This window comes from Mycobacterium sp. NGS24 (assembly GCF_059813065.1).
In genome coordinates, this window is sequence record NZ_JCALDW010000004.1 from 294084 (window position 1) to 314094 (window position 20011).

General features: G+C 67.0%; 20 protein-coding genes and 1 pseudogene. 20 read left to right on the forward strand and 1 reads right to left on the reverse strand.

Going from position 1 to position 20011, the window contains the following annotated elements; genetic code table 11:
- The first annotated feature begins 21 nt into the window (after positions 1-21).
- The 19 genes from AC5Y6Y_RS08900 (at position 22) to AC5Y6Y_RS08990 (ending at position 17964) form a co-directional block, all read left to right on the forward strand.
- Positions 22-1122, forward strand: coding sequence for an NAD(P)-dependent alcohol dehydrogenase (locus tag AC5Y6Y_RS08900; RefSeq protein ID WP_473139179.1), 1101 nt, complete (start codon positions 22-24; stop codon positions 1120-1122).
- 44 nt (positions 1123-1166) lie between these two features.
- Positions 1167-2090, forward strand: coding sequence for an alpha/beta fold hydrolase (locus AC5Y6Y_RS08905; RefSeq protein WP_473139180.1), 924 nt, complete (start codon positions 1167-1169; stop codon positions 2088-2090).
- Entirely contained in the window at positions 2080-3495 is a 1416-nt protein-coding gene (locus AC5Y6Y_RS08910) for a wax ester/triacylglycerol synthase domain-containing protein (RefSeq protein WP_473139181.1), read from the forward strand. Before AC5Y6Y_RS08905 ends, AC5Y6Y_RS08910 begins: the two co-directional genes overlap by 11 nt.
- Positions 3496-3544: 49 nt before the next feature.
- Positions 3545-3874 carry a hypothetical protein gene (locus tag AC5Y6Y_RS08915; RefSeq protein ID WP_463827571.1) on the forward strand — a complete coding sequence of 110 codons (330 nt, stop codon included), beginning with the start codon at positions 3545-3547 and terminating at the stop codon, positions 3872-3874.
- 137 nt (positions 3875-4011) lie between these two features.
- On the forward strand, positions 4012-5343 hold the full coding sequence (locus AC5Y6Y_RS08920; protein WP_473139182.1) for a cytochrome P450: 1332 nt from the start codon (positions 4012-4014) through the stop codon (positions 5341-5343).
- A gap of 15 nt (positions 5344-5358) precedes the next feature.
- Positions 5359-6816, forward strand: coding sequence for an aldehyde dehydrogenase (locus AC5Y6Y_RS08925; RefSeq protein ID WP_473139183.1), 1458 nt, complete (start codon positions 5359-5361; stop codon positions 6814-6816).
- 27 nt (positions 6817-6843) lie between these two features.
- Positions 6844-7830, forward strand: a complete 987-nt coding sequence (locus AC5Y6Y_RS08930) for a PDR/VanB family oxidoreductase (RefSeq protein ID WP_473139184.1) — start codon at positions 6844-6846, stop codon at positions 7828-7830.
- Entirely contained in the window at positions 7827-8927 is a 1101-nt protein-coding gene (locus AC5Y6Y_RS08935; protein ID WP_473139185.1) for a Rieske 2Fe-2S domain-containing protein, read from the forward strand. The genes AC5Y6Y_RS08930 and AC5Y6Y_RS08935 overlap by 4 nt, the downstream gene beginning before the upstream one ends.
- A 90-nt stretch (positions 8928-9017) precedes the next feature.
- Positions 9018-10109, forward strand: a complete 1092-nt coding sequence (locus AC5Y6Y_RS08940; RefSeq protein ID WP_473139186.1) for a homogentisate 1,2-dioxygenase — start codon at positions 9018-9020, stop codon at positions 10107-10109.
- A 28-nt stretch (positions 10110-10137) separates the two neighbouring features.
- Entirely contained in the window at positions 10138-11316 is a 1179-nt protein-coding gene (locus AC5Y6Y_RS08945) for an alpha/beta hydrolase (RefSeq protein ID WP_473139282.1), read from the forward strand.
- Complete coding sequence (locus AC5Y6Y_RS08950; RefSeq protein WP_473139187.1) at positions 11313-12515, forward strand: CaiB/BaiF CoA transferase family protein; 1203 nt, start codon at positions 11313-11315, stop codon at positions 12513-12515. The genes AC5Y6Y_RS08945 and AC5Y6Y_RS08950 overlap by 4 nt, the downstream gene beginning before the upstream one ends.
- A complete protein-coding gene (locus AC5Y6Y_RS08955) occupies positions 12512-13405 on the forward strand; it encodes a hydroxymethylglutaryl-CoA lyase (RefSeq protein WP_473139188.1) in 894 nt (297 codons plus the stop codon). The genes AC5Y6Y_RS08950 and AC5Y6Y_RS08955 overlap by 4 nt, the downstream gene beginning before the upstream one ends.
- Positions 13405-14013, forward strand: a complete 609-nt coding sequence (locus AC5Y6Y_RS08960) for a TetR/AcrR family transcriptional regulator (RefSeq protein ID WP_463827563.1) — start codon at positions 13405-13407, stop codon at positions 14011-14013. The genes AC5Y6Y_RS08955 and AC5Y6Y_RS08960 overlap by 1 nt, the downstream gene beginning before the upstream one ends.
- A gap of 22 nt (positions 14014-14035) precedes the next feature.
- A complete protein-coding gene (locus tag AC5Y6Y_RS08965; RefSeq protein ID WP_463827562.1) occupies positions 14036-15274 on the forward strand; it encodes an acyl-CoA dehydrogenase family protein in 1239 nt (412 codons plus the stop codon).
- Positions 15275-15288: 14 nt separating this feature from the next.
- On the forward strand, positions 15289-16239 hold the full coding sequence (locus AC5Y6Y_RS08970; protein WP_473139283.1) for a phosphotransferase family protein: 951 nt from the start codon (positions 15289-15291) through the stop codon (positions 16237-16239).
- A complete protein-coding gene (locus AC5Y6Y_RS08975; RefSeq protein ID WP_473139189.1) occupies positions 16236-16592 on the forward strand; it encodes a DUF6285 domain-containing protein in 357 nt (118 codons plus the stop codon). The genes AC5Y6Y_RS08970 and AC5Y6Y_RS08975 overlap by 4 nt, the downstream gene beginning before the upstream one ends.
- Complete coding sequence (locus tag AC5Y6Y_RS08980; RefSeq protein WP_463827560.1) at positions 16589-17002, forward strand: nuclear transport factor 2 family protein; 414 nt, start codon at positions 16589-16591, stop codon at positions 17000-17002. Before AC5Y6Y_RS08975 ends, AC5Y6Y_RS08980 begins: the two co-directional genes overlap by 4 nt.
- Before the next feature lie 2 nt (positions 17003-17004).
- Positions 17005-17547, forward strand: a complete 543-nt coding sequence (locus tag AC5Y6Y_RS08985; protein ID WP_473139190.1) for a YceI family protein — start codon at positions 17005-17007, stop codon at positions 17545-17547.
- A 15-nt stretch (positions 17548-17562) separates the two neighbouring features.
- Complete coding sequence (locus AC5Y6Y_RS08990) at positions 17563-17964, forward strand: Rv3143 family two-component system response regulator (protein ID WP_463827558.1); 402 nt, start codon at positions 17563-17565, stop codon at positions 17962-17964.
- 769 nt (positions 17965-18733) lie between these two features.
- On the opposite strand, the pseudogene AC5Y6Y_RS08995 reads toward AC5Y6Y_RS08990, so the two are convergent.
- Positions 18734-19232 (reverse strand): annotated as a pseudogene (locus AC5Y6Y_RS08995) (PPE family protein); the annotation flags it as partial.
- A gap of 394 nt (positions 19233-19626) precedes the next feature.
- Here AC5Y6Y_RS08995 and AC5Y6Y_RS09000 point away from each other — a divergent pair.
- A complete protein-coding gene (locus AC5Y6Y_RS09000) occupies positions 19627-20004 on the forward strand; it encodes an NADH-quinone oxidoreductase subunit A (protein ID WP_463827557.1) in 378 nt (125 codons plus the stop codon).
- Positions 20005-20011: the final 7 nt, after the last annotated feature.

Below are 20011 nucleotides of genomic sequence, written 5' to 3' on the forward strand. Positions count from 1 at the left end.
AACAACGGAGGGGCAGGTCGGATGAAGATCTCAGCCGCGGTGGTGCAGGAGGTAGGTGCACCCTTCACCGTCACCGAGGTCGAGCTGCAGGACCCGGCGCCGGACGAGGTGCTCGTCGAAATCGCGGGCGTGGGCGTCTGCCATACCGATATCGCGGTCAAAGAAGGCCACCTGCCGTTCCCGCTGCCCGGCATCCTGGGCCACGAGGGCAGCGGCACCGTGGTGTCGGTCGGCGGCGACGTCACGTCGGTGGCCGTCGGTGACCGGGTTGCGCTGAGTTTCAACAGTTGCAGCAACTGTGCCCATTGCGCGAAGGGCGAGCCGGCCTACTGCCACAACTTCCTCGAATACAACTTCGGCGGGCGGCGTCCGGACGGATCCTCCGGAGTGTCCGCGGCCGGGGCAGCGCTCTCGGCGAACTTCTTCGGACAGTCGTCCCTGGCTTCCCACGCACTGGCGCACCAGCGCAACGTCGTCAAGCTGCCGGCGGACGCACCGATCGAACTCGTCGGACCCCTGGGCTGCGGGATCCAGACGGGCGCCGGCGCGGTTTTCAACTCCCTCGACGTCCAGCCGGGCTCGACGGTGGTCGTCGCCGGGGCCGGCGCGGTCGGGCTGTCGGCCGTCATGGCTGCGGCCGTGCGCGACGCGGTCTCGATCATCGCGGTCGACCTGCACGAGAGCCGCAGGTCTTTGGCCACCGACTTCGGGGCCACCCACAGCATCGACCCGCAAGCGGGTCCGCTGGCTGAACAAATCCGTGAAATCGCCCCTGCGGGAGTCGATTACGGTATCGACACCACTGCCGTGACACCTGTCGTCGAACAACTGCTCGCGGCGCTGGGGATGCGTGGCGCGCTGGGCTTGATCGGCGTCCCCGCCGACCCGCAGGCCGTCTTCTCGGTCGGCCTGTTCCAGCCTCCGCTGCTGGGTCTGACCATCCGCGGCATCGTCGAAGGCGATTCCGACCCGCAGACATTCATCCCGTATCTGCTCGACCTGCACCGTCAGGGCCGCTTTCCGTTCGACAAGCTGGTCACCACAATGCCTTTGGCGCAGATCAACGAAGCGGTCGAAGCCCAGCTGCGCGGCGAGGTCCTCAAGGTCGTGCTGACGCCCTGAACACGTTGGCGATGACGAGAAGCCCGCGACGTAGAACCGCGACGGTGGCCGCCGCGGTGGTGACGGCCGGCGCGGCGGCGGCACTGGTCCGACGTGAGTCGCGTCGGCCCCGCGACCCCGTCTACGGCCTGGAACTGACCCCGAGTCACCGCACCGGAGTCGGCACTCCGCTGCTGTTGCTACACGGGATCGGCGCGATCTGGCGCGTCTGGTCGCCGGTGCTGCCCCATCTGGAAGCACACCACGACGTGATCATGCCGACGCTGGCCGGCCATGCGGGTGGGCGTTCCCTGACCGCCGGGACCGTCCCTTCGGTACAGATGCTGGTCGACGACCTCGAACAGGAACTCGACCGCCTGGGTCTGGCGAAGGTGCACATCGCGGGAAATTCACTCGGCGGCTGGATCGGTATCGAGCTGGCCCGCCGGGGACGGGCACTGTCGCTGGTGCTGTTCAGCCCCGCCGGCGCCTGGCGATCACCGCGCCGGCTGCGGGCGACCGCCTACTGCGTCCGGTTCGGACTCGTTGCGCTGGGCCGGTATTCGGAGCGCGCCGAAACGCTGGTGCAGCGACGGCTGCTGCGCTGGGCCATGCTCGCGGGCCAGGTCGCTCAGCCGGGACAGGTACCGCTGGAGACGCTGGTGACGTATCTGCAAGCCAGCAGCCAGGCGCCGATCGTCAGCCCACTGCTGCGGACCCTCCATCTCGACCCGGTGCGGCCGCTGCCCGCCGATCGGGACTATCCAGTCCGACTGGTGTGGGCGGAGCGCGATCTTGTGTTGCCCTACAGACACTTCGGCGCGCCGATGCTGGAACGCCTGCCCGGTGCGGAGCTGATCCGGCTGCGCGGGGTCGGGCACGTACCGATGTCTGACGACCCGGCTCGGGTGGCCGAGCTGATCCTGGACCTCACCCGGCAGGTGGACCGGGTCCCGGAGCAACAGCAAGGGCGCAGCAATGTCCGATAGCAGTCCAGAGGTGTTCGCCGCCTGGGGTGGGGGCCAGGATCTCAGTGCCTGGGAAGCGCTGATGTGGCGCACCGAGGGCGATCCCCGCACCCGCTCGACCGGCGTGCTGGTCGAGTTACTCGACACCGAACCGGACTGGGATCGGCTGGTGGCCGCCCACGACCGGCTCACCCGTCGCATCCCGCGGTTGCGGGAGCGGATCGTCGACCCGGTGTTGCCGCTGGTCGCTCCGGCCTGGTCGCCGGATCCCCATTTCGACCTCGCCTACCACCTGCAACGGGTCCAGTTGGCTGGCGACGGCTCGATGGCCGAGCTGCACCAGCTGGCCGCCCAATTCGCTGTCCGGCCAATCGATCCCACGCGGCCGCCGTGGGAGGCGCTGCTTGTCTGCGGCCTCGCCGATGACCGGGCCGCCTACCTGTTCAAGCCACACCACAGTCTCAGCGACGGAATCGGGTTGCTGCAGTTGCTCGACCTCGCCCACTCCCGTGGCCGCGAACCCTCTCCCAGAGACGACCACCCGGTGCCCGACCCGAGGCCTGCCGAATCGCCGGAGGGTTTGTTGCTGAATCGGCTGACCAGCACCGCCGTCCATGCCCCCACGGCGCTGCTCCGGGAGGCGACTGGCGCGGCCGGCCGGTTCGTCGGTGACCCCGTCGGGACCGCTACCGCCGCAATCAAATTCGCGCGGTCGTTCAAGCGCGTGCTCACCCCTCCCGATACCGCCCACTCCCCCGCACTGACCGGCGGCGGCTCGTCATACCGGCTGGACACCTTCGACGTCCCGCTGGCAGAACTCAAGGCGGCCGGGCGCGCAGCCGGCGGCTCGGTGAACGATGCATTCCTGGCCGGACTGCTTGGCGGGGTTCGCCGCTACCACGAAAAGCTCTCCGTTGCCGTCGATTCCATACCGGTGGCGATCCCGGTCAGCCTGCGCACCGACAACGATCCGATGGGCGCCAACAGGTTCGCTGGCGCTCGATTCGTCGCGCCCGTCGGAGAGCCCGACCCGGCGGTGCGCATCGCGGCCATCCACCGGTTCATCGCCGAAGCCCGGGCCGAACCCGCGCTCGGATTCCTCGACCTCGTCGCGCCCGTCTTGAGTCGGCTGCCGAAGATCGCGCTGACCCGCATCGCCGGCGGCATGACCGGCCTGTCCGACCTGCAGGCTTCGAACCTGGGCGTCATCACCCGGCCCCTGTACCTGGCCGGCGCCCGAGTCACACACATCTACCCGATGGGTCCACGGCCCGGAATTCCGGCGATGGTCGCGATGGTCACCTACCAGGAAACCTGCTGCATCGCAGTCAACTTCGATCCGGAATCCGTCACCGAGCCGATCGCCTTCACCAGCTCGCTGCGCGAGGGATTCGACGAGGTTCTCGCAATGGGCCGACACACCTGACGCAGACAGCCTGGCGTCGCACTGCAACTACCACGGAAGGGGTAGCACCATGAACTTCTCGGACGTCGTCGACCTCCTCGACAAGTCAGTCGGCGGTCCGGACTGCGACGTAGCGTCGCACGGTCCGTTCTGGCGGGACGTGACACGCGATCAGTTCGTCACGATGAAGGTGGGCGGGCGGCCGTTGGTCACGCTCGGCGACGGAGCTCATTCGAACCTGGTGTTGTCACTCAAGGGCACGGCCCCGTTCGGCTCGGACCTGGACGAACCGCCGGCCGGCGCGGTGACCCCGCGCATGCCCGCTTACCTCGACCCGATGTCGCCTGAGGAGATTGCCGATATCGAGGCGTGGATCGACCAGGGCTGCCCCGGCGAGTGACGGTTACCCCCAATGCGGGAGTGATGACCCCCCGTCATGGTGACGCATGAAGGACGCGTCCCCACAACACTTGAATCATCGGCACGTGACCAGCGGCGACAAGAAACACCAGGCAGCAAGAAGAGGACACCTTTGAGATGACCATCACCGAACAGACCGAATCAGCCGTCCTGCCCGACGAGATCGCGCGTCGACTGGTGCTGCCCGAGGGCCATGCGGACCTCGTCGCACTACACGATGCGTACAAGTGGCTACGCAACAACATGCCGGTCGCAAAGGCACTGGTCGAGGGCTACAACCCCATCTGGCTGGTCAGCAAGCATGCTGACATCCAAGAGGTCGAGAGCCTGTCGGAGGTCTTCGTCGCGGGCGGCGGTACGGATAACCCCGGGACCCACAATCCGATCCTGCAGAACATCGCCGGCGACGAGTTCACCAAGCAGCTGCTCGGTGGCAGCCTGCGCATCCTCGACGCCCTTCCCTACATCGACCCGCCCGAGCACACCCATGCCAAGAACATGGCGTTCGGCTACTTCAAGCCGCCCTCGGTCCGGAAGATGGAAGACCGGATTCGCGAGCTCGCCAAGGAATCCATCGACCGGCTCAAAGAGGTTTCGGCTGGCGGGCAGATCGACCTGGTCGACGACTGGGCGCTGGGATATCCACTGCACGTGATCATGACGCTGGTCGGGGTGCCCCCGGAGGACGAGCCGCGGATGATGGCCCTGACCCAGGAGTTCTTCGGCACCGCCGATCCTGAGCACCAGCGTGAGGACGTCGAGGCGCTGTCGCCGGAGGCGATGGCCCAGCAGTTCTCCGCCACCATCCAGGACTTCTTCACATACTTCGATGCGCTGGCCGAAGACCGCCGGGCGAATCCGCGTGACGACCTGGCGACGGTGGTGGCCTGCGCCAAGCTGCCCGACGGGGAGTACTGGCCCAAATCCTTTGTCTACGGCTGGTATACCGCGATCTTCACCGCCGGCCACGACACCACGTCGGCGACCCTGGCCGGTACGCTGCAGCAACTGGCCCTGCACCCCGAGGTGCTCAGCCGGGTCAAGGCAGACCTCAGCCTGGTGCCTGACCTCATCAACGAGGGATTGCGGTATGTGGCTCCGGTCAAGCACTTCATGCGCCGCGCGGTCACAGACCACGTCCTGCACGGGCAGCTCATCAAAGCCGGTGACCGGGTGATGCCGCTGTTCCAGTCCGGCTGCCGCGACGAAGATGTTTTCGACAGTCCCGACGAGTTCAATATCGACAGAAGGCCCAACAATCACTTGAGTTTCGGCTTCGGCGCACACACCTGCGTAGGCCAGCACCTGGCCAAGCAGGAGCTGAAGGTGATGTTCGAGGAGCTGCTCCCCCGCCTGGAGTCGATCGAGGTGCTCGGTCCCGGCAGCGTGACACAGACCAACTTCGTCGGCGGTCTCAAGCATCTGCCCGCCCGGGTCAAGATCTCCTGAGAGGTTGGAACATTCGTGACCACCATCGAGTATCCGCAGCTCTACATCGGCGGCGACTGGACGGCACCCACCGGCAGCGATCGCATCGAAGTGCGGTGTGCGGCGAATGAAGACCGCATCGGTTCGGTCCCCCGCGCGAGCCGCGTGGACATCGACGCCGCCGTCGGGTCCGCACGGTCGGCCTTCGACGACCCCGACGGTTGGTCGACGTGGGAGCCCAAGGAGCGGGCCGAAGTGCTGGAACGCTTCGCAACCGAACTGGAAGCCCGCGGTGAGGAAACCGCGCGCCGGGTGTCGATGCAGAACGGGATGCCGATCTGGATGGCCCAGCAGTTCGAAGCAGGTTTTCCCGCGCTGCTGCTGCGCTATTACAGCGACCTGATGACCAGCGCGGCGGTGGAGGAGACACGCCCCGGCATGCTGGGCGGCACCACACTGGTCTCCAGACAGCCGGTAGGCGTAGTGGCTGCGATCGTGCCCTGGAATGTGCCGCAGGGGATTTCGTTCCTCAAGCTCGGCCCTGCCCTGGCAGCGGGATGCACGGTCGTGCTGAAACCCGCCGAGGAAACAGTGCTGGACGCGTTCCTCATGGCCGAGGCCGCCGCGGCCGCCGGCCTACCCGAGGGCGTCCTGAATATTGTTCCCGGCGGCCGGGATATCGGTGAGTATCTGGTCGAGCACCCCGGAATCGACAAGGTGTCCTTCACCGGATCCACCATTGCGGGCCGCTGGATCGCCGAGGCGTGCGGCAGGCTGCTGCGGCCGGTGACCCTGGAACTGGGCGGCAAGTCCGCCGCCATCATCCTTGACGACGCCGACCTGGCCGGTTGTCTCGAGCAGTTCTTCGCGGCCACCATGCTCAACAACGGACAGGTCTGCTACCTCAGCACCCGGGTGCTGGCGCCGCGCAACCGGTACAACGAGATCGTCGACACCATCACCGATCTGGTCCGGACCCTCAAGATCGGTGATCCACTGGACCCCGAGACCAAGATCGGTCCGCTGGTGTCCGCGCGGCAGCGCGAACGCGTGGAGGGTTACATCGCCAAAGGGCAGAGCGAAGGCGCACGCATGACCACCGGCGGGTCGCGGCCCAAAGGATTCGACCGTGGCTGGTTCCTGGAACCGACCGTCTTCGCCGACCTGGACAACAATGCCACCGTCTCTCGCGAAGAGATCTTCGGGCCGGTGCTGTCGGTGATCCCGTACACCGATGAGCGCGAGGCGATTTCGATCGCCAACGACAGCGATTACGGCCTCGGCGGAACCGTGTGGTCGGCTGATGCCGATCGCGCCGTCAAGGTTGCGCGCCGGGTCCGCTCGGGCACCGTCGGCGTCAACCACTACCTCAACGATCCGGTCGCGCCGTTCGGCGGGATCAAGCAGAGCGGCATCGGTCGGGAACTCGGTCCGGAAGGGCTGCACCCCTTCCAGGTGTTCAAGACGGTCTATCTGCCGCCCCCGGCCGGGTGATGTGACCCGGATCGGAGTAATGAACCCTTGTCCGCCGCAGTGGTTTCCACGCACAACGCCAGCGTCCACGAATTCGCGACCGATCTGATCGTGCGGCGACGCTGCCCTGCCGCCGAGGGTGTGGCCGTACTCGACCTCGCCCATCCCGACAACGGCGATCTGCCGCGCTGGGAACCGGGCGCACATATCGACTTGATGCTGGACGGCATGACGCGCCAGTATTCGCTGTGCGGCGATCCGCGCGAGTCGGCCATGTGGCGGGTGGCGGTGCTGCTCGATCCCCACTCGCGGGGCGGATCGCGCTACGTGCACGACAACCTCCGCGAAGGCAGTTCCGTGCGCGTGCGTGGTCCGCGCAATCACTTCCCGCTGGTCGACGCCGGGCACTACCGGTTCATCGCCGGCGGAATCGGCATCACCCCGATCATGGCGATGATCGAGAGTGTCCAACGCTCCGGCGGCGATTGGACACTGCTCTACGGCGGGCGCACGCGAGCTTCGATGGCCTTCGCCGACGACCTGGTCGAGCGCTATCCCGACCGTGTCACGGTGTGGCCCCAGGACGAATGTGGATTGCTGGACCTGGAAACACTTTTCAAAGATCCTGAGGACGACACGCTGGTTTACTGCTGCGGGCCCGAGGCGTTGCTGTCGGCCGTGGAGCAACACAGTGCGCACTGGCCCCCGGGCATCCTGCACATCGAAAGGTTCGCCGCCAAGGCTCCGTCGGATCAGGCGACAACCTACGAGCAGTTCGAGGTGGTGTGCCAACGCTCGGGCGTCAGCTTCGAGGTGACGACCGATCAGTCGATCCTGGAAGTGCTCGAAGACGCGGGCATCCCGATTCTGGGCAGCTGTTATGAAGGTGTCTGCGGCACCTGTGAGGCAAGGGTGTTGGAGGGAACGCCCGACCATCGCGACTCAGTACTGTCGGACGCCGAGCGAAGTGCCGGCGAAGTGATGCTGTGCTGCGTGTCGCGCTCGCGCACCGAGAGGCTGGTGCTGGACCTTTGAGAGCCGTCAAGACCAATGTCCCGAAGAAGTGCTGGTATGTCGCGGCTACCAGCGCCGAAGTGACGCATTCCCCGCTGGGCCGACGGTTGCTGGGTCAAGAAGTCGTGCTCTGGCGTGGGTTCAGCGGCCAGGTGAGCGCATTCGTAAACCGTTGCGCGCACCGGGCATTCCCGCTATCCCACAGCCGCGTTGACGGCGACCGACTGATCTGCGGTTACCACGGGTGCACCTATGACACCGACGGCAGGTGTGTGCACATCCCGTCCCAGACTCAAGTCCCCACCGGGATGAGGGTGGGGGTTTTCCCGGTTCTCGAACGGCCACCGTTCGTGTGGATCTGGCTGGGACCGGCCGCCGCGGCGGCCAGCAGTCAACCGCCGAGCACACCGTGGATCAACGACCCGGCCTGGACGACCTTTGCCGATGCCTGGCGAATCACCGCCAACTACATGATGGTTCACGAGCACTACCTCGACTTCAGTTACGCCCCAATCCTGCATCGGCATGACATCCCCGAAGACATCGCGGCCATGCCGGCATTCAGCGCTGTCGAGGTCACGGAAACGACGGTGTCCTACACCCGGCATCTGCCCGAAGCCCGACTTACCGACTGGGAGGCCGACGGCACCGGACTCGATCGCGAGCCGCGCTACAAGCGCCGCGAGAGCGGCACTTTCGTGTCCCCGGCAATGCATCGGCAGTTCTGGGAGATCACCACCGCGGACGGAGACCTGTACATCACCACCCGTACGCATGCGATCACCCCCGAGACCGAGGCGTCAACCCACGTGTTCATGCAGGGTTCGCGCAACTACGGAGCCGATAACGACAAAGTGACCGCGGGACTCCGGTCCTTCCTGGCCGGCGTCGCCGAACGCGACTCCGCGATCCTGGAGATGGCTGCCAGTCATTCCGGGTACGACCGCTGGCGCAGCGGCGTCGAATTCCAGGCCGATGCGGCAGCTTTGCGCGCCCGACGCATCGTCGGGGTCATGCTGGCCAAAGAGGCCGGGCAGGCGGCGCTGCGACCCGGACTGGCACCTAATACGCGCAGTGGTGCGCTGAGCCCAGGCCAATCCGCCGCTGCGCGAGGCTGACTCCGAAGGGACGCCGCCGGCGCTTGCCTTCCGCCAGAAACAAAAGTAACGTCACTTTCAGTTCTGGCCTACGACTTCGGGAGCCTTGTCATGGAATCCTTCGTCCACCTGCGCAAAGGGAAAACGCCGCGCCGGGTTCATGCCGACCTCGACGGCCTCAAGGACGACGAACTGGGTCGTGGCGGGTTCATCGGCCGCACTGCCAACATGTACCGCCGCAACGACCCCACCGCCTACCGCGCGGTCGGCCCGCTGCGCCCCACCGACGTATTGGCCGATCAACTCAAACCGGACGACGCCACCGATGCGAACGGCGGCCCGCTGCTGATGTTCAGCAACGCCGACTGCCGGGTGCTGCTGAGTCGGCGCAGCGAGGCAATGCCGTTCTACGCCCGGCACGTCGACGGCGACCTGCTCTGCTTCGTGCACCAGGGCACCGGCCTGCTCGAAACTGAATTCGGGCCATTGACCTACCAGCCGGGTGACTGGGTGTACATCCCCAAAGCCTGCACCTGGCGCCAAATCCCGTCCAGCGAAACGATTCTGCTGATGATCGAGGCCACCGACGAATTCCGCGTCCCGCCACCGGGCGCCCTGGGCCGGCACTTCCCCTTCGACCCGTCCCAGGCGGTCATCCCCGACCCGGCACCCATCGACGACGACGGCCGCGACGAGTACCTGGTCCGCCTCATTCATGAGGGTGGGCCCACTACCCTTCATTACCAACACAATCCACTGGACGTCGAAGGCTGGCGCGGCGACAACTTCGCGTTCACCTTCAACATCGCCGACTACAACGTCGTCACCTCCGACAGCATGCACCTGCCGCCGACCGTGCACCTGTTCATGCAGGCGACCGGTGTCTACGTGATGAACTTCCTGCCCAAGCCCGCCGAAGGGGTGCCCGGCACCGAACGCACCCCCTGGTATCACCGCAACGTCGACTACGACGAGATCGCGTTCTTCCACGGCGGTTCGCTCTACGGCATTCCGATGCCACCGGGCCTGATCTCCCATGCCCCGCAAGGGGTTCACCACGGCGCGCCGGAGAAGGCCCGCGAGCGCGCCCGCCGCAAGTTCGACGACTACACCCGGGTGGACTGGCAGGTGATCGCCATCGACACCCGACGTCGGCTGACCCCTTCCCCGGAAATACTGGCCAACGACCTTGCCCAACACTGAGGACAACACTGACATGACGCAGACTGCGGTGAAACACGACTACGAGCGCATTCCCTATCTTGTTGCCTTCCAGAACAATTCGGGGGTTCGCGACGTCTACGGTGGGCTGGCCGACATCAACGTGCTGGAGAGCTACCTGCTGAAGCCGAAGGACAAGCCGAGCGACACCGTGCTGGTGTTCATGCATCCGATCGGCGGCGGCGCCTACCTGCCGATGATTAATGCGCTGGCCCGCGCCGGCCATCATGTCATCTACTGCAACAGCCGATTCCGCGGCACCGACTCCGCGCTGCAGATGGAGAAGGTGGTCGAAGACCTCGGCGAATGCATCAAGGACGCTAAGAACCGGCTGGGCTACCAGAAGGTGGTGCTGGCGGGCTGGAGCGGCGGCGGCTCGCTGTCGGTGTTCTACCAACAGCAGGCCCAGCACGCGACCATCACCGCCAGCCCCACCGGTGACGGCCCCGACCTGACCACGTTGGATCTGCCGGCCGCCGACGGGATCATGTTGCTGGCCGCACACATCAGCCGGCACGGCACCCTGACCGAGTGGCTGGACGCCTCCATCCTGGACGAGTCCGACCCCACCAAGCGCGATCCCGAGTTGGATCTCTACAACCCGGACAACCCGAACCAGCCGCCCTACACCGAGGAATTCCTGGCCCGCTACCGGCAGGCGCAGATTGACCGCAACCGCCGAATCACCGCGTGGGTCAAGAACAAACTGGCCGAGTTGCGTGCGAGCGGTCGGCCCGGCAGCGATGTTGCCGAATTCGGCTTCGTCGTGCACGGCACCATGGCCGATCCCCGCTGGCTGGACCCGACGGTCGACCCCAACGAACGCAAGCCCGGCACCTGCTACCTGGGCGATCCGCAGGTGGTGAACATGAGCCCGGTCGGACTGGCCCGGTTTTCCACCCTGCGCGGCTGGTTGTCGCAGTGGAGCTATGACGACGCTCGCGGCGACGGCGTGAAGTGCGGCAAGGACATCGCCATTCCCGCTCTGGTCATCGGTAATCTGGGCGACGACGCCTGCACGCCCAGCCACACCCGGCGGCTCTTCGAGGCTATCGGGCACCCGGATAAGGAGATGTACGAAATCCACGGCGCCACACACTATTACGCGGGTCCCGACCAGCGAGACAAGCTGCGGGAGGCGGTCGAAATCGTCACCGACTGGCTGACCCGGCACGGGTTCGCGCAGTGACTCACGGCGCGCTGGACGGCATCCGGGTGCTGGAACTCGGCACGCTGATCGCCGGACCATTCGTCGGTCGCCTGCTGGGCGACATGGGCGCCGATGTCATCAAGGTGGAGCCACCCGGTGCGCCGGACCCACTGCGCACCTGGGGGCAGGCCGAGGTCGACGGGCACCGCGTCTTCTGGACGGTGCATGCGCGCAACAAGCGCGCGATCACCCTCGATCTGCGCAAGCCGGCCGGCCGGGAGCTGTTCCTGGATCTGGTCGCAAAGTCCGACCTGGTGGTGGAGAACTTTCGGCCCGGCACCCTGGAGAAGTGGAACCTGGGCTATGACGTGCTCAGCGAACGCAATCCGGGCATCATCCTGGTCCGGGTCTCCGGATACGGACAAACCGGACCCGACGCCCACAAAGCCGGCTATGCGTCGGTGGCCGAAGCCGCCAGCGGGCTGCGACACCTCAACGGTTTCCCCGGTGGCCCGCCACCACGCCTCGCGCTGTCGCTGGGCGACACCCTGGCCGGCATGTTCGGCGCCCAGGGCGCACTGGCCGCGCTCTACCGACGCAGCGTGACCGGGCAGGGTCAGGTCGTGGACGTCGCGCTCACCGAATCATGTTTGGCCGTCCAGGAATCCACCATCCCCGACTATGACGTCGGCGGCGTGGTGCGGGGCCCCTCGGGTACCCGGCTGGAAGGGATCGCGCCGTCGAACATCTATCGCAGCGCCGACGGCTCCTGGGTGGTGATCGCCGCCAACCAGGACACCGTTTTCGCCCGGTTGTGCACAGCGATGGACCGCCCCGAACTCGCGACCGACGACCGCTTCGCCGACCACGGTGCCCGCGGCCGCAACCAGGACGAACTCGACGAAATCATCGGCGCCTGGGCGGCCCAACGCCAACCCGGCGACATCATCGAAACCCTGTCCGCCGCAGGGGTTATCGCCGGGCCCATCAACACGGTCGCCGAGGTGGTCAACGACCCGCAGCTGCGCGCCCGCGGCATGCTGGTGCCGCATCACGACGAACGGGTGGGCCGCGACGTGCTCGGCCCGGGCATCGTGCCGGTGCTCTCCGAGTCCCCCGGTCGGGTGCGCAGTGCCGGTCCCGCCCGGCCCGGACAACACAACGACGACGTCTACGGCGGGCTGCTGGGCAAGAGCGCAGCACAGCTGGCAGCCCTGCGCAGGGAGGCGGTCTTATGACCTACGTCGCCATCCGGGAGGTGGCGTTGCGCGACGGCCTGCAGATCGAGGCGCCGATCCCGTTGTCGGCCAAGCTGGACCTGCTGAGCGCGGTGGCCGCGACCGGGGTACGCGAGGTGGAGGCCACGGCGTTCGTGTCGCCGACCAAGGTGCCGTCGATGGCCGATGCCGCCGAACTGGCCGCCGAACTGCACAACTTCCCCGGCATCGAGTTCTCCGCGCTGGTGGCCAGCCCCAACGGGGCCAACCGCGCGATTGCCGCGGGCCTGCGGTCCATCGAGTACGTGGTGGCCGCCGACGACACCTTCAGCCAGAAGAACGTCGGTCGCACCAGCGCCGAGGCAACCGCCCAGATCGGTGAGATCGTCGCCATCGCACGCGACAGCGGCGTCACCGTCGAAGTCATCGTCGCCACCGCATGGGACTCCCCGTTCGAAGGCCCTACTCCCCCGCAGCGCGTCCTGGCCATTGCCGCCGCGGCGCGCGACAGGGGCGCGGACCGGTTCTGCATCGCCGACACCATCGGCACCGCCACCCCGGGCCGGGTGAGTTCGCTGATCGCCCAACTGCGTCCGGTGCTCGGCGAGCTGCCGTTGGGTGCGCACTTCCACAACACCCGCGGGTCCGGGTTGGCCAGTGCCTACGCCGCGGTCTGCGCCGGGGTTACCCGGCTGGACGCGTCGGCCGGGGGGCTGGGTGGCTGCCCGTTCGCCCCGGGTGCCACCGGCAATATCGCGACCGAAGATCTGGTGTACCTGCTCACCGACAGCGGTTTCGAGGTCGACGTGGATCTGCCGGCCGCGATCGCCGCGGCGCGGGTCGCGCAAGAAGCTGTCGGCCACGACCTGCCGAGCGCGCTGCTGCGTGCGGGGGATCGGATCCGCGGCTGATGCCCGCCGAACTGCTCACCGCCAAGGGCCGCCAGACCCGCGAATCCATCGAGCTGGCCGCCCGGAAACTGTTCGCCGAACGCGGTTTTCACGGCACCACCCTGGCCGACATCACCTCGGCGGCGGGCAAGTCCCCGGCGGTGTTCTACCGGTACTTCAGCGACAAGGAGGATCTGCTGGCCGCGCTGGCGCAGTCCTTCCTGCACGACGTCGTCGAGCCGTCCGGGCTGAGCGTGCAGCTACCGGAGGCGCCCGGTGACGCGTTCTTCACCTCGGTGGTCACCGGTTACTGGAACATGTTCAAGCAGCACATCGGCATCATGATCGCGGTGGCTCAACTGGCCGCGACCCAGCAACGCTTCGCCGATGTGCAGAACCAGTTCCGGCGCTTCGGCATGGACATCGTGGCCGCTTCGGTGCGCCGAGCCCAGGAGCAGGGTTACGGCACCGAACTCAACCCCGAACACACCGCGGCGGCCATCGCGCTGCTCTTCGAGAACTTCACCACCGTCATCGTCGGCAAGTCGGACCTGGGCATTACTGTCAGCGATGAGGACGCCATTGCCATGCTGTCCCTGATCTGGAAAAAGACACTCTACGGCGCGTGACCTATTCCAAGGAGAGATCAACGTGGATTTCACCCTTCCCGAACACCTTCCCGGCGTGTTGGCCGAGATGGACGCCTTCATCGAGGCGGAGATCAAGCCGCTGGAACGCGAGCACATCCAGTACTTCGATCATCGTCGGGAGAATGCCCGTACCGACTGGGACAACGGCGGCATCCCGCGCCGGGAGTGGGAAGATCTGCTCGGGGAGATGCGTAAGCGGGCGGACAAAGCAGGCTGGTTGCGGTACGGGCTGCCCGCCCAGTTCGGTGGCCGCGACGGTTCCAATATCGACATGGCCGTTATCCGGGAACACTTGGCGCACAAGGGACTCGGGCTGCACAACGACCTGCAGGACGAGTCCTCGATCGTCGGTAATTTCCCACAGGTCATCATGATGGACCGGTTCGGCACCGACGCGCAGAAGAAGGAATGGACCGAGGCGCTGATCACCGGTGAACGCTCGATGGCGTTCGGACTCACCGAACCCGACCACGGATCGGATGCCACCTGGCTGGAGACCACCGCGGTCAAAGACGGTGACGGATGGATCATCAACGGCGCCAAGCGATTCAACACGGGCGTGCACCGGGCCACGCACGACCTGGTGTTCGCCCGCACGTCCGGCGAACCCGGCCAGGCCCGCGGCATTTCGGCGTTCCTGGTGCCGTGCGACTCGCCCGGCTTCACCATCCCGTACTACTGGTGGACCTTCAACATGCCCACCGATCACGCCGAAGTGGAACTCAAAGACGTCCGGGTTCCCGACGACGCGGTGCTGGGTGACGTGGACCGCGGCCTGGAAGTAGGCCAAACGTTTCTGCACGAGAACAGAATTCGGCAAGCGGCCAGCAGCCTGGGCGCCGCGCAGTACTGCATCGACCGGGCGGTGACCTACGCCGGCGAACGCATCGTGTTCGGCAAACCGCTGGCGGTGAACCAGGCCGTACAGTGGCCGCTGGTGGAACTGCAGACCGAGGCGCAGATGGTGCGGCTGCTGGTCTATTACGCCGCAACACAATTGGACCAGAACCATCACATGCAGGTCTCCGACAAGGTGTCGATGGCGAACTACCGGGCCAACCGGCTGGTCTGCGAGGCCGCCGACCGGGCCATGCAGGTGCTCGGCGGCATCGGCTACAGCCGGCACGAGCAGCTGGAACACATCTACCGACACCACCGGCGCTACCGGATCACCGAGGGCGCCGAGGAGATCCAGATCCGCCGAGTTGCCCAGCGGCTGTTCAAGTTCGGCAAAAAGTGACACTGGCTGAGGACCTGGGCACCCTGCTGACCGATGTCACGGGCAGCCGGGTGGGGATCGACAATTTGCGCCCGCTCACCGGCGGCGCCAGCCGCACCACCTGGGCATTCGACGCCGTCACCGACGCCGATCGCCGGGCGCTGATCCTGCGCACCGGCCCGCCCGACGACGTGCACGCCGGCATGGAGTTGGAGGCCCGCGTCCAGGCCGCCGCGGCGGCGGCCGGCGCGCCCGTCCCACATGTGCTGATCGCCGACGATTCGGTTGCGGCCCTGGGTAATCCGTTCCTGATCTGCGACGAGATCAAGGGCGAGACCATTGTTCGACGCATTCAGCGTCAGCTCACCGACGAGGAATCCCGCCGGCGGCTGCTGCGCCAGTGTGCGCAGGCCATCGCCGCGGTACACCGGGCCGACCCGGACATCCCCGGCCTGACCGGCGAGGACCCGATCGGTCAGTGGCGCGAACGGCTCGACGAGATGGGCGACACCACCGCCACCTTCGAATGGACGTTTCGCTGGCTCGAGGCCAACCGACCGTCCGCGCCGTGGCCCACCGTGCTGGTGCACGGAGATTTCCGGATGGGCAACCTCATCGTCGACGGGTCGGACCTGGCAGCGGTGCTGGACTGGGAATTGGTGCACACCGGCGCGCCGTATGAGGACCTGGCCTGGTTCTGTGTGCGCGCCTGGCGGTTCGGCGCACCGGCCGGGCGCGGCGCCGGTGGGCTGGGCAGCATCGAGAGTTTCCTGCGCGACTACGAAGAAGCCGGCGCGACCAGCGTCGACCGGGTGGCGTTTCACTGGTGGCTGGTGCTGGCCACGCTGCGCTGGGGCGTCATCTGCCGGTACCAGGCCGAGCGTCATCTGAGCGGGCAGACCCGCTCGGTCGAGCTGGCCACCATCGGCAGGCGGGTGTGCGAGAACGAATGGGACCTGCTGGACCTGCTCGAGGAGGTGTCATGATCGCCGACCTGTACGGGCGTCCCACGGCCGCCGAACTGGTCGCCGCGGTCGCCGAGTTCCTGGAAACCGAAGTCCGGGAGGCGACCACCGGGTCGGTCAATTTCCACGCACGGGTGGCAGCCAACGCCCTGCGCATGGTCGAACGCCAACTGCTCGAGACCGGAGCGGCCGACATCCGGGCAGCACTGGCCGGGCTGGGATTTGCCGACGAAGCCGCCCTGGCCGCCGCCATCCGGGCCGGCGACCTGGACGCACCGGACGACGCCGTCGTCCCCGTCCTGCGTGAGCTGGTCCGCCACCGGTTGGCCGTCGCGCATCCCGGATACGAGAACCACGAGGAGCCCGGTTCATGACCGACACCGCGTCCGCAACCATCGTCGAGACGGCCGAGCGGTTGTTCACCGCGATCACCAACGGCGACCACACCGCCGTAGCGAACCTGTGGAGCGACGACATCGCGGTATGGCGGACGGGCGGGCGGCGCGGCCCCACCGCATACGACGACAAGTCCCGGGCGCTGCGGGTGATCAGCTGGTTCCTCTCGATCACCGCCGAGCGCAGCTACGAAGTGCTGGATCGACAGGTCTTCGACGGCGGGTTCGTGCAGCAGCACCTCCTGCATGCCACCGGCCATGCCGGGCAATCCATCGCGATGCGGGTCTGCATAGTCATCAAGGTGGACAGAGCAGGCCTCATCGATCGGATCGAGGAATACTTCGACCCCGGGGACCTCGCACCCTTACTGGATCGGCAGGGGGAATAAGGATGACAACGCTGGAGAGTCTGCTCGCCGACCCGGAGAGCACCGGATCGTGGACTCTGGTGCCGGACCGCTCGTCGGTGGGTTTCCGGATCAGGAACATGTGGGGCGCGCTGCCCGTCAAAGGCAAGTTCACCAAATTCAGCGGCGACGGCCGGCTCGCCGCTGACGGCACCGTTGCGGGACGGTTCACCCTCGTGGTCACGTCCCTGCACACCGGCATCGGCCGTCGCGACCGGCACCTGCTGTCCGCTGACTTCTTCGACGCCCAACGCTTCCCGACGATCACCGTCCTGGTCAACGAACTGCAGCCGGGCCCGGGCAAGAGCGCCGAGCTGCGCACCGATTTCACCATCAAAGGCGTCAGCCAACCGGTGACGCTGCCGGTGACCATCACCGAGCAGGACGACGGTTCGGTACAGATCCGCGGCGAGACGCAGCTCGACCGGACCCGGTTCAACGTGGACTGGAACAAGATGGGTGTCATGTCCGAGACCGTCACCGTGTCAGCAGAAGCCGTCTTCGTGCGATCCTCCGGGACCGCGTGAATTACGATCTGGACCGTGCCTGACTCGAGCAGCCCCCTGAAGATCCTCGTCTACAGCGACAACGTGCAGACCCGCGAGCAGGTGATGCAGGCGCTGGGTAAACGGCTGCACCCGGACCTGCCCGAGTTGAGCTATGTCGAGGTCGCGACCGGCCCGATGGTGATCCGGACGATGGACGAAGGCGGCATCGACCTGGCCATTCTCGACGGCGAAGCGGCACCGACCGGCGGCATGGGCATCGCGAAACAACTCAAGGACGAACTGTCCAGCTGCCCGCCGATCCTGGTCCTGACCGGCCGGCCCGACGATGCATGGCTGGCCAACTGGTCACGCGCCGAGGCCGCAGTGCCTCACCCGCTCGACCCGATCGTGCTGGGCCGCACGGTGCTCAACCTGTTGCGCGCGCCTGCGCACTGATCCGGTACAGCTCAGGCGCCGCGGACCTGAATGCGCTCCGGCTCGGTTGCCCGGGGACGGAACTGGGCCTCCGCCGATTCCGCATCTGCTTCCGGCGCGGCCTCCGATGCCCGGAAAGTCGACACCGGGATGCCGGATCCGCTCGCCGCGGCGGCGCGCGTCGCTTCGCCCGGGGCAGCGGCGACCGCGATACCGGGCGCGGCCGTCGGCAGCACGCTCATCGCCGGAACCTCGGCCTCCGGGGTCACCGACTCCTCCGCCACCGGCGCTTCGTCTTTCTCGGCCTTCTCGGCTTGCTTGTCCTGCTCTGATTCCGCCGACTTCGTCGGAACCGGCACCGACGGCCTGTCGCCGAGCAATCCGGCCATGGCCAGCCCGCCGACCGCCATCGGCATCATGGCGAAGCCGCCGAGGCCGGGACTCACCACGCCGGGACTGGCGACGCCGGGGTTGGCGGTCGTGGCGCCTGCGCTGCTCGCCGCGGCAGGCGCGGCCGCCGCACCGCCGTCGCTGTACGCCGACGGGTCACCGGCTGCGGCACCGGCCGACGCCATCCCGGGATCGGTGCCGCCCATGCCACCGGCAGCACCACCGCCGCCCGCCGCGCTGGCAGCGCCGGTGCTGACCGGGCCCGCCCCGCCCTGGGCGCCACCGCCGCCACCGGCGGCCGCACCGTTACCGCTACCCGCACCCGATCCGGCCAGCGCGCTGAGTCCGCCGGCCAAGCCGCCGGTCAGCGCCGGGAAGCTCTCGAGCACGGTCTGCCACGGCACCACCTGCGCGGCGGCCGCCGCGGCACCGGCGTAGTAGCCGGCCATCGCGGTGACGTCCGCGGCCCACATCTCCTCGTAGATGTTTTCGGCCAACGCGATCAATGGCGCATTCTGACCGAACAGGTTCGACATCACGAGCTGGACGAAGGCATTGCGGTTCTGCTCCACAGCTGCTGGATGAACGGTCGCCGCGCGGGCCGCCTCGAACGCGCTCACGACCGCTCTCGCCTGCCCGGCCGCCCCCAAGGACTGAGATGCCGCCGCTGCCAGCCAGCCCGCGTACGGCGCCGCGGCGGCCGCCATCGCCGCCGCCGCCGGGCCCTGCCACGCCTGTCCGGCCAGGTTCGAGATCACCGACCCGAACGATTCGGCAGCCGACCCGAGCTCCGCGGCCAGGCCGTCCCATGCGGCGGCCGCCTGCAACATCGGCGCGCTACCCGCGCCGAGGAACATGCGCAAGGAGTTGATCTCCGGCGGTAGTGTGAAAAAGTTCACAGGTCGCGTCCTCCCAGATCGGCCGTCGGCGGCTTTTGCGAACGCCGCAAATCCCGGCAGCAGTCCAGTGGCAAGGGTAACAACAAGCGCTCCGAGACGTCTGCCGGTCGCCGGAATCAACCGCATCTTGCCTGGCTACACGCCTGAATTCGAGCTTTTCGACAGTCCTGTACCACTGGGCGCCGTCCCGGCGCGATCCGAGTTGACAGGCAAGGATTTATGACATGTCCAAGAGCTTGACCCCGGACATGTGCCCCGGGCGCCGCGCGACTATGTTGAAGGTCACTGTGACGGTCCACATGCCCGGTCCGTCACACGTGTCATGCGCTGGGCCAGCCCGGATGTCACCGGCGGCCGCTGCGCTGGCGGCCCAAACGACGGATGGCGGAGCGAGTTGAATCCCTACATACCCATTTTCGTGCTCGCGGGCATCGGCGCAGCCTTTGCCATCGGCTCGGTATTCCTGGCGAGCATCACCGGTCCGACTCGCTACAACAGGTCGAAGCTGGCAGCCTACGAATGCGGCATCGAGCCCACCGAGACCGGGTTCAGCGGACCGAACGCACCCACCGGTCAGCGCTTCCCGGTGAAGTATTACCTGACCGCGATGTTGTTCATCGTCTTCGACATCGAAATCGTGTTCCTCTATCCGTGGGCGGTCAGCTTCGACTCGCTGGGGACCTTTGCCCTCGTCGAGATGGTCATATTCATGCTCACGGTTTTCGTGGCCTACGCATATGTGTGGCGCCGCGGGGGCCTGACGTGGGATTGAGGTAGGA

Coding starts and splice junctions, on each gene's coding strand:
- AC5Y6Y_RS08940 (WP_473139186.1), top strand. CDS start 9,018: ATGGAATCCTTCGTCCACCTGCGCAAAGGGAAAACGCCGCGCCGGGTT.
- AC5Y6Y_RS08920 (WP_473139182.1), top strand. CDS start 4,012: ATGACCATCACCGAACAGACCGAATCAGCCGTCCTGCCCGACGAGATC.
- AC5Y6Y_RS08910 (WP_473139181.1), top strand. CDS start 2,080: ATGTCCGATAGCAGTCCAGAGGTGTTCGCCGCCTGGGGTGGGGGCCAG.
- AC5Y6Y_RS08955 (WP_473139188.1), top strand. CDS start 12,512: ATGACCTACGTCGCCATCCGGGAGGTGGCGTTGCGCGACGGCCTGCAG.
- AC5Y6Y_RS08980 (WP_463827560.1), top strand. CDS start 16,589: ATGACCGACACCGCGTCCGCAACCATCGTCGAGACGGCCGAGCGGTTG.
- AC5Y6Y_RS08985 (WP_473139190.1), top strand. CDS start 17,005: ATGACAACGCTGGAGAGTCTGCTCGCCGACCCGGAGAGCACCGGATCG.
- AC5Y6Y_RS08960 (WP_463827563.1), top strand. CDS start 13,405: ATGCCCGCCGAACTGCTCACCGCCAAGGGCCGCCAGACCCGCGAATCC.
- AC5Y6Y_RS08975 (WP_473139189.1), top strand. CDS start 16,236: ATGATCGCCGACCTGTACGGGCGTCCCACGGCCGCCGAACTGGTCGCC.
- AC5Y6Y_RS08900 (WP_473139179.1), top strand. CDS start 22: ATGAAGATCTCAGCCGCGGTGGTGCAGGAGGTAGGTGCACCCTTCACC.
- AC5Y6Y_RS08915 (WP_463827571.1), top strand. CDS start 3,545: ATGAACTTCTCGGACGTCGTCGACCTCCTCGACAAGTCAGTCGGCGGT.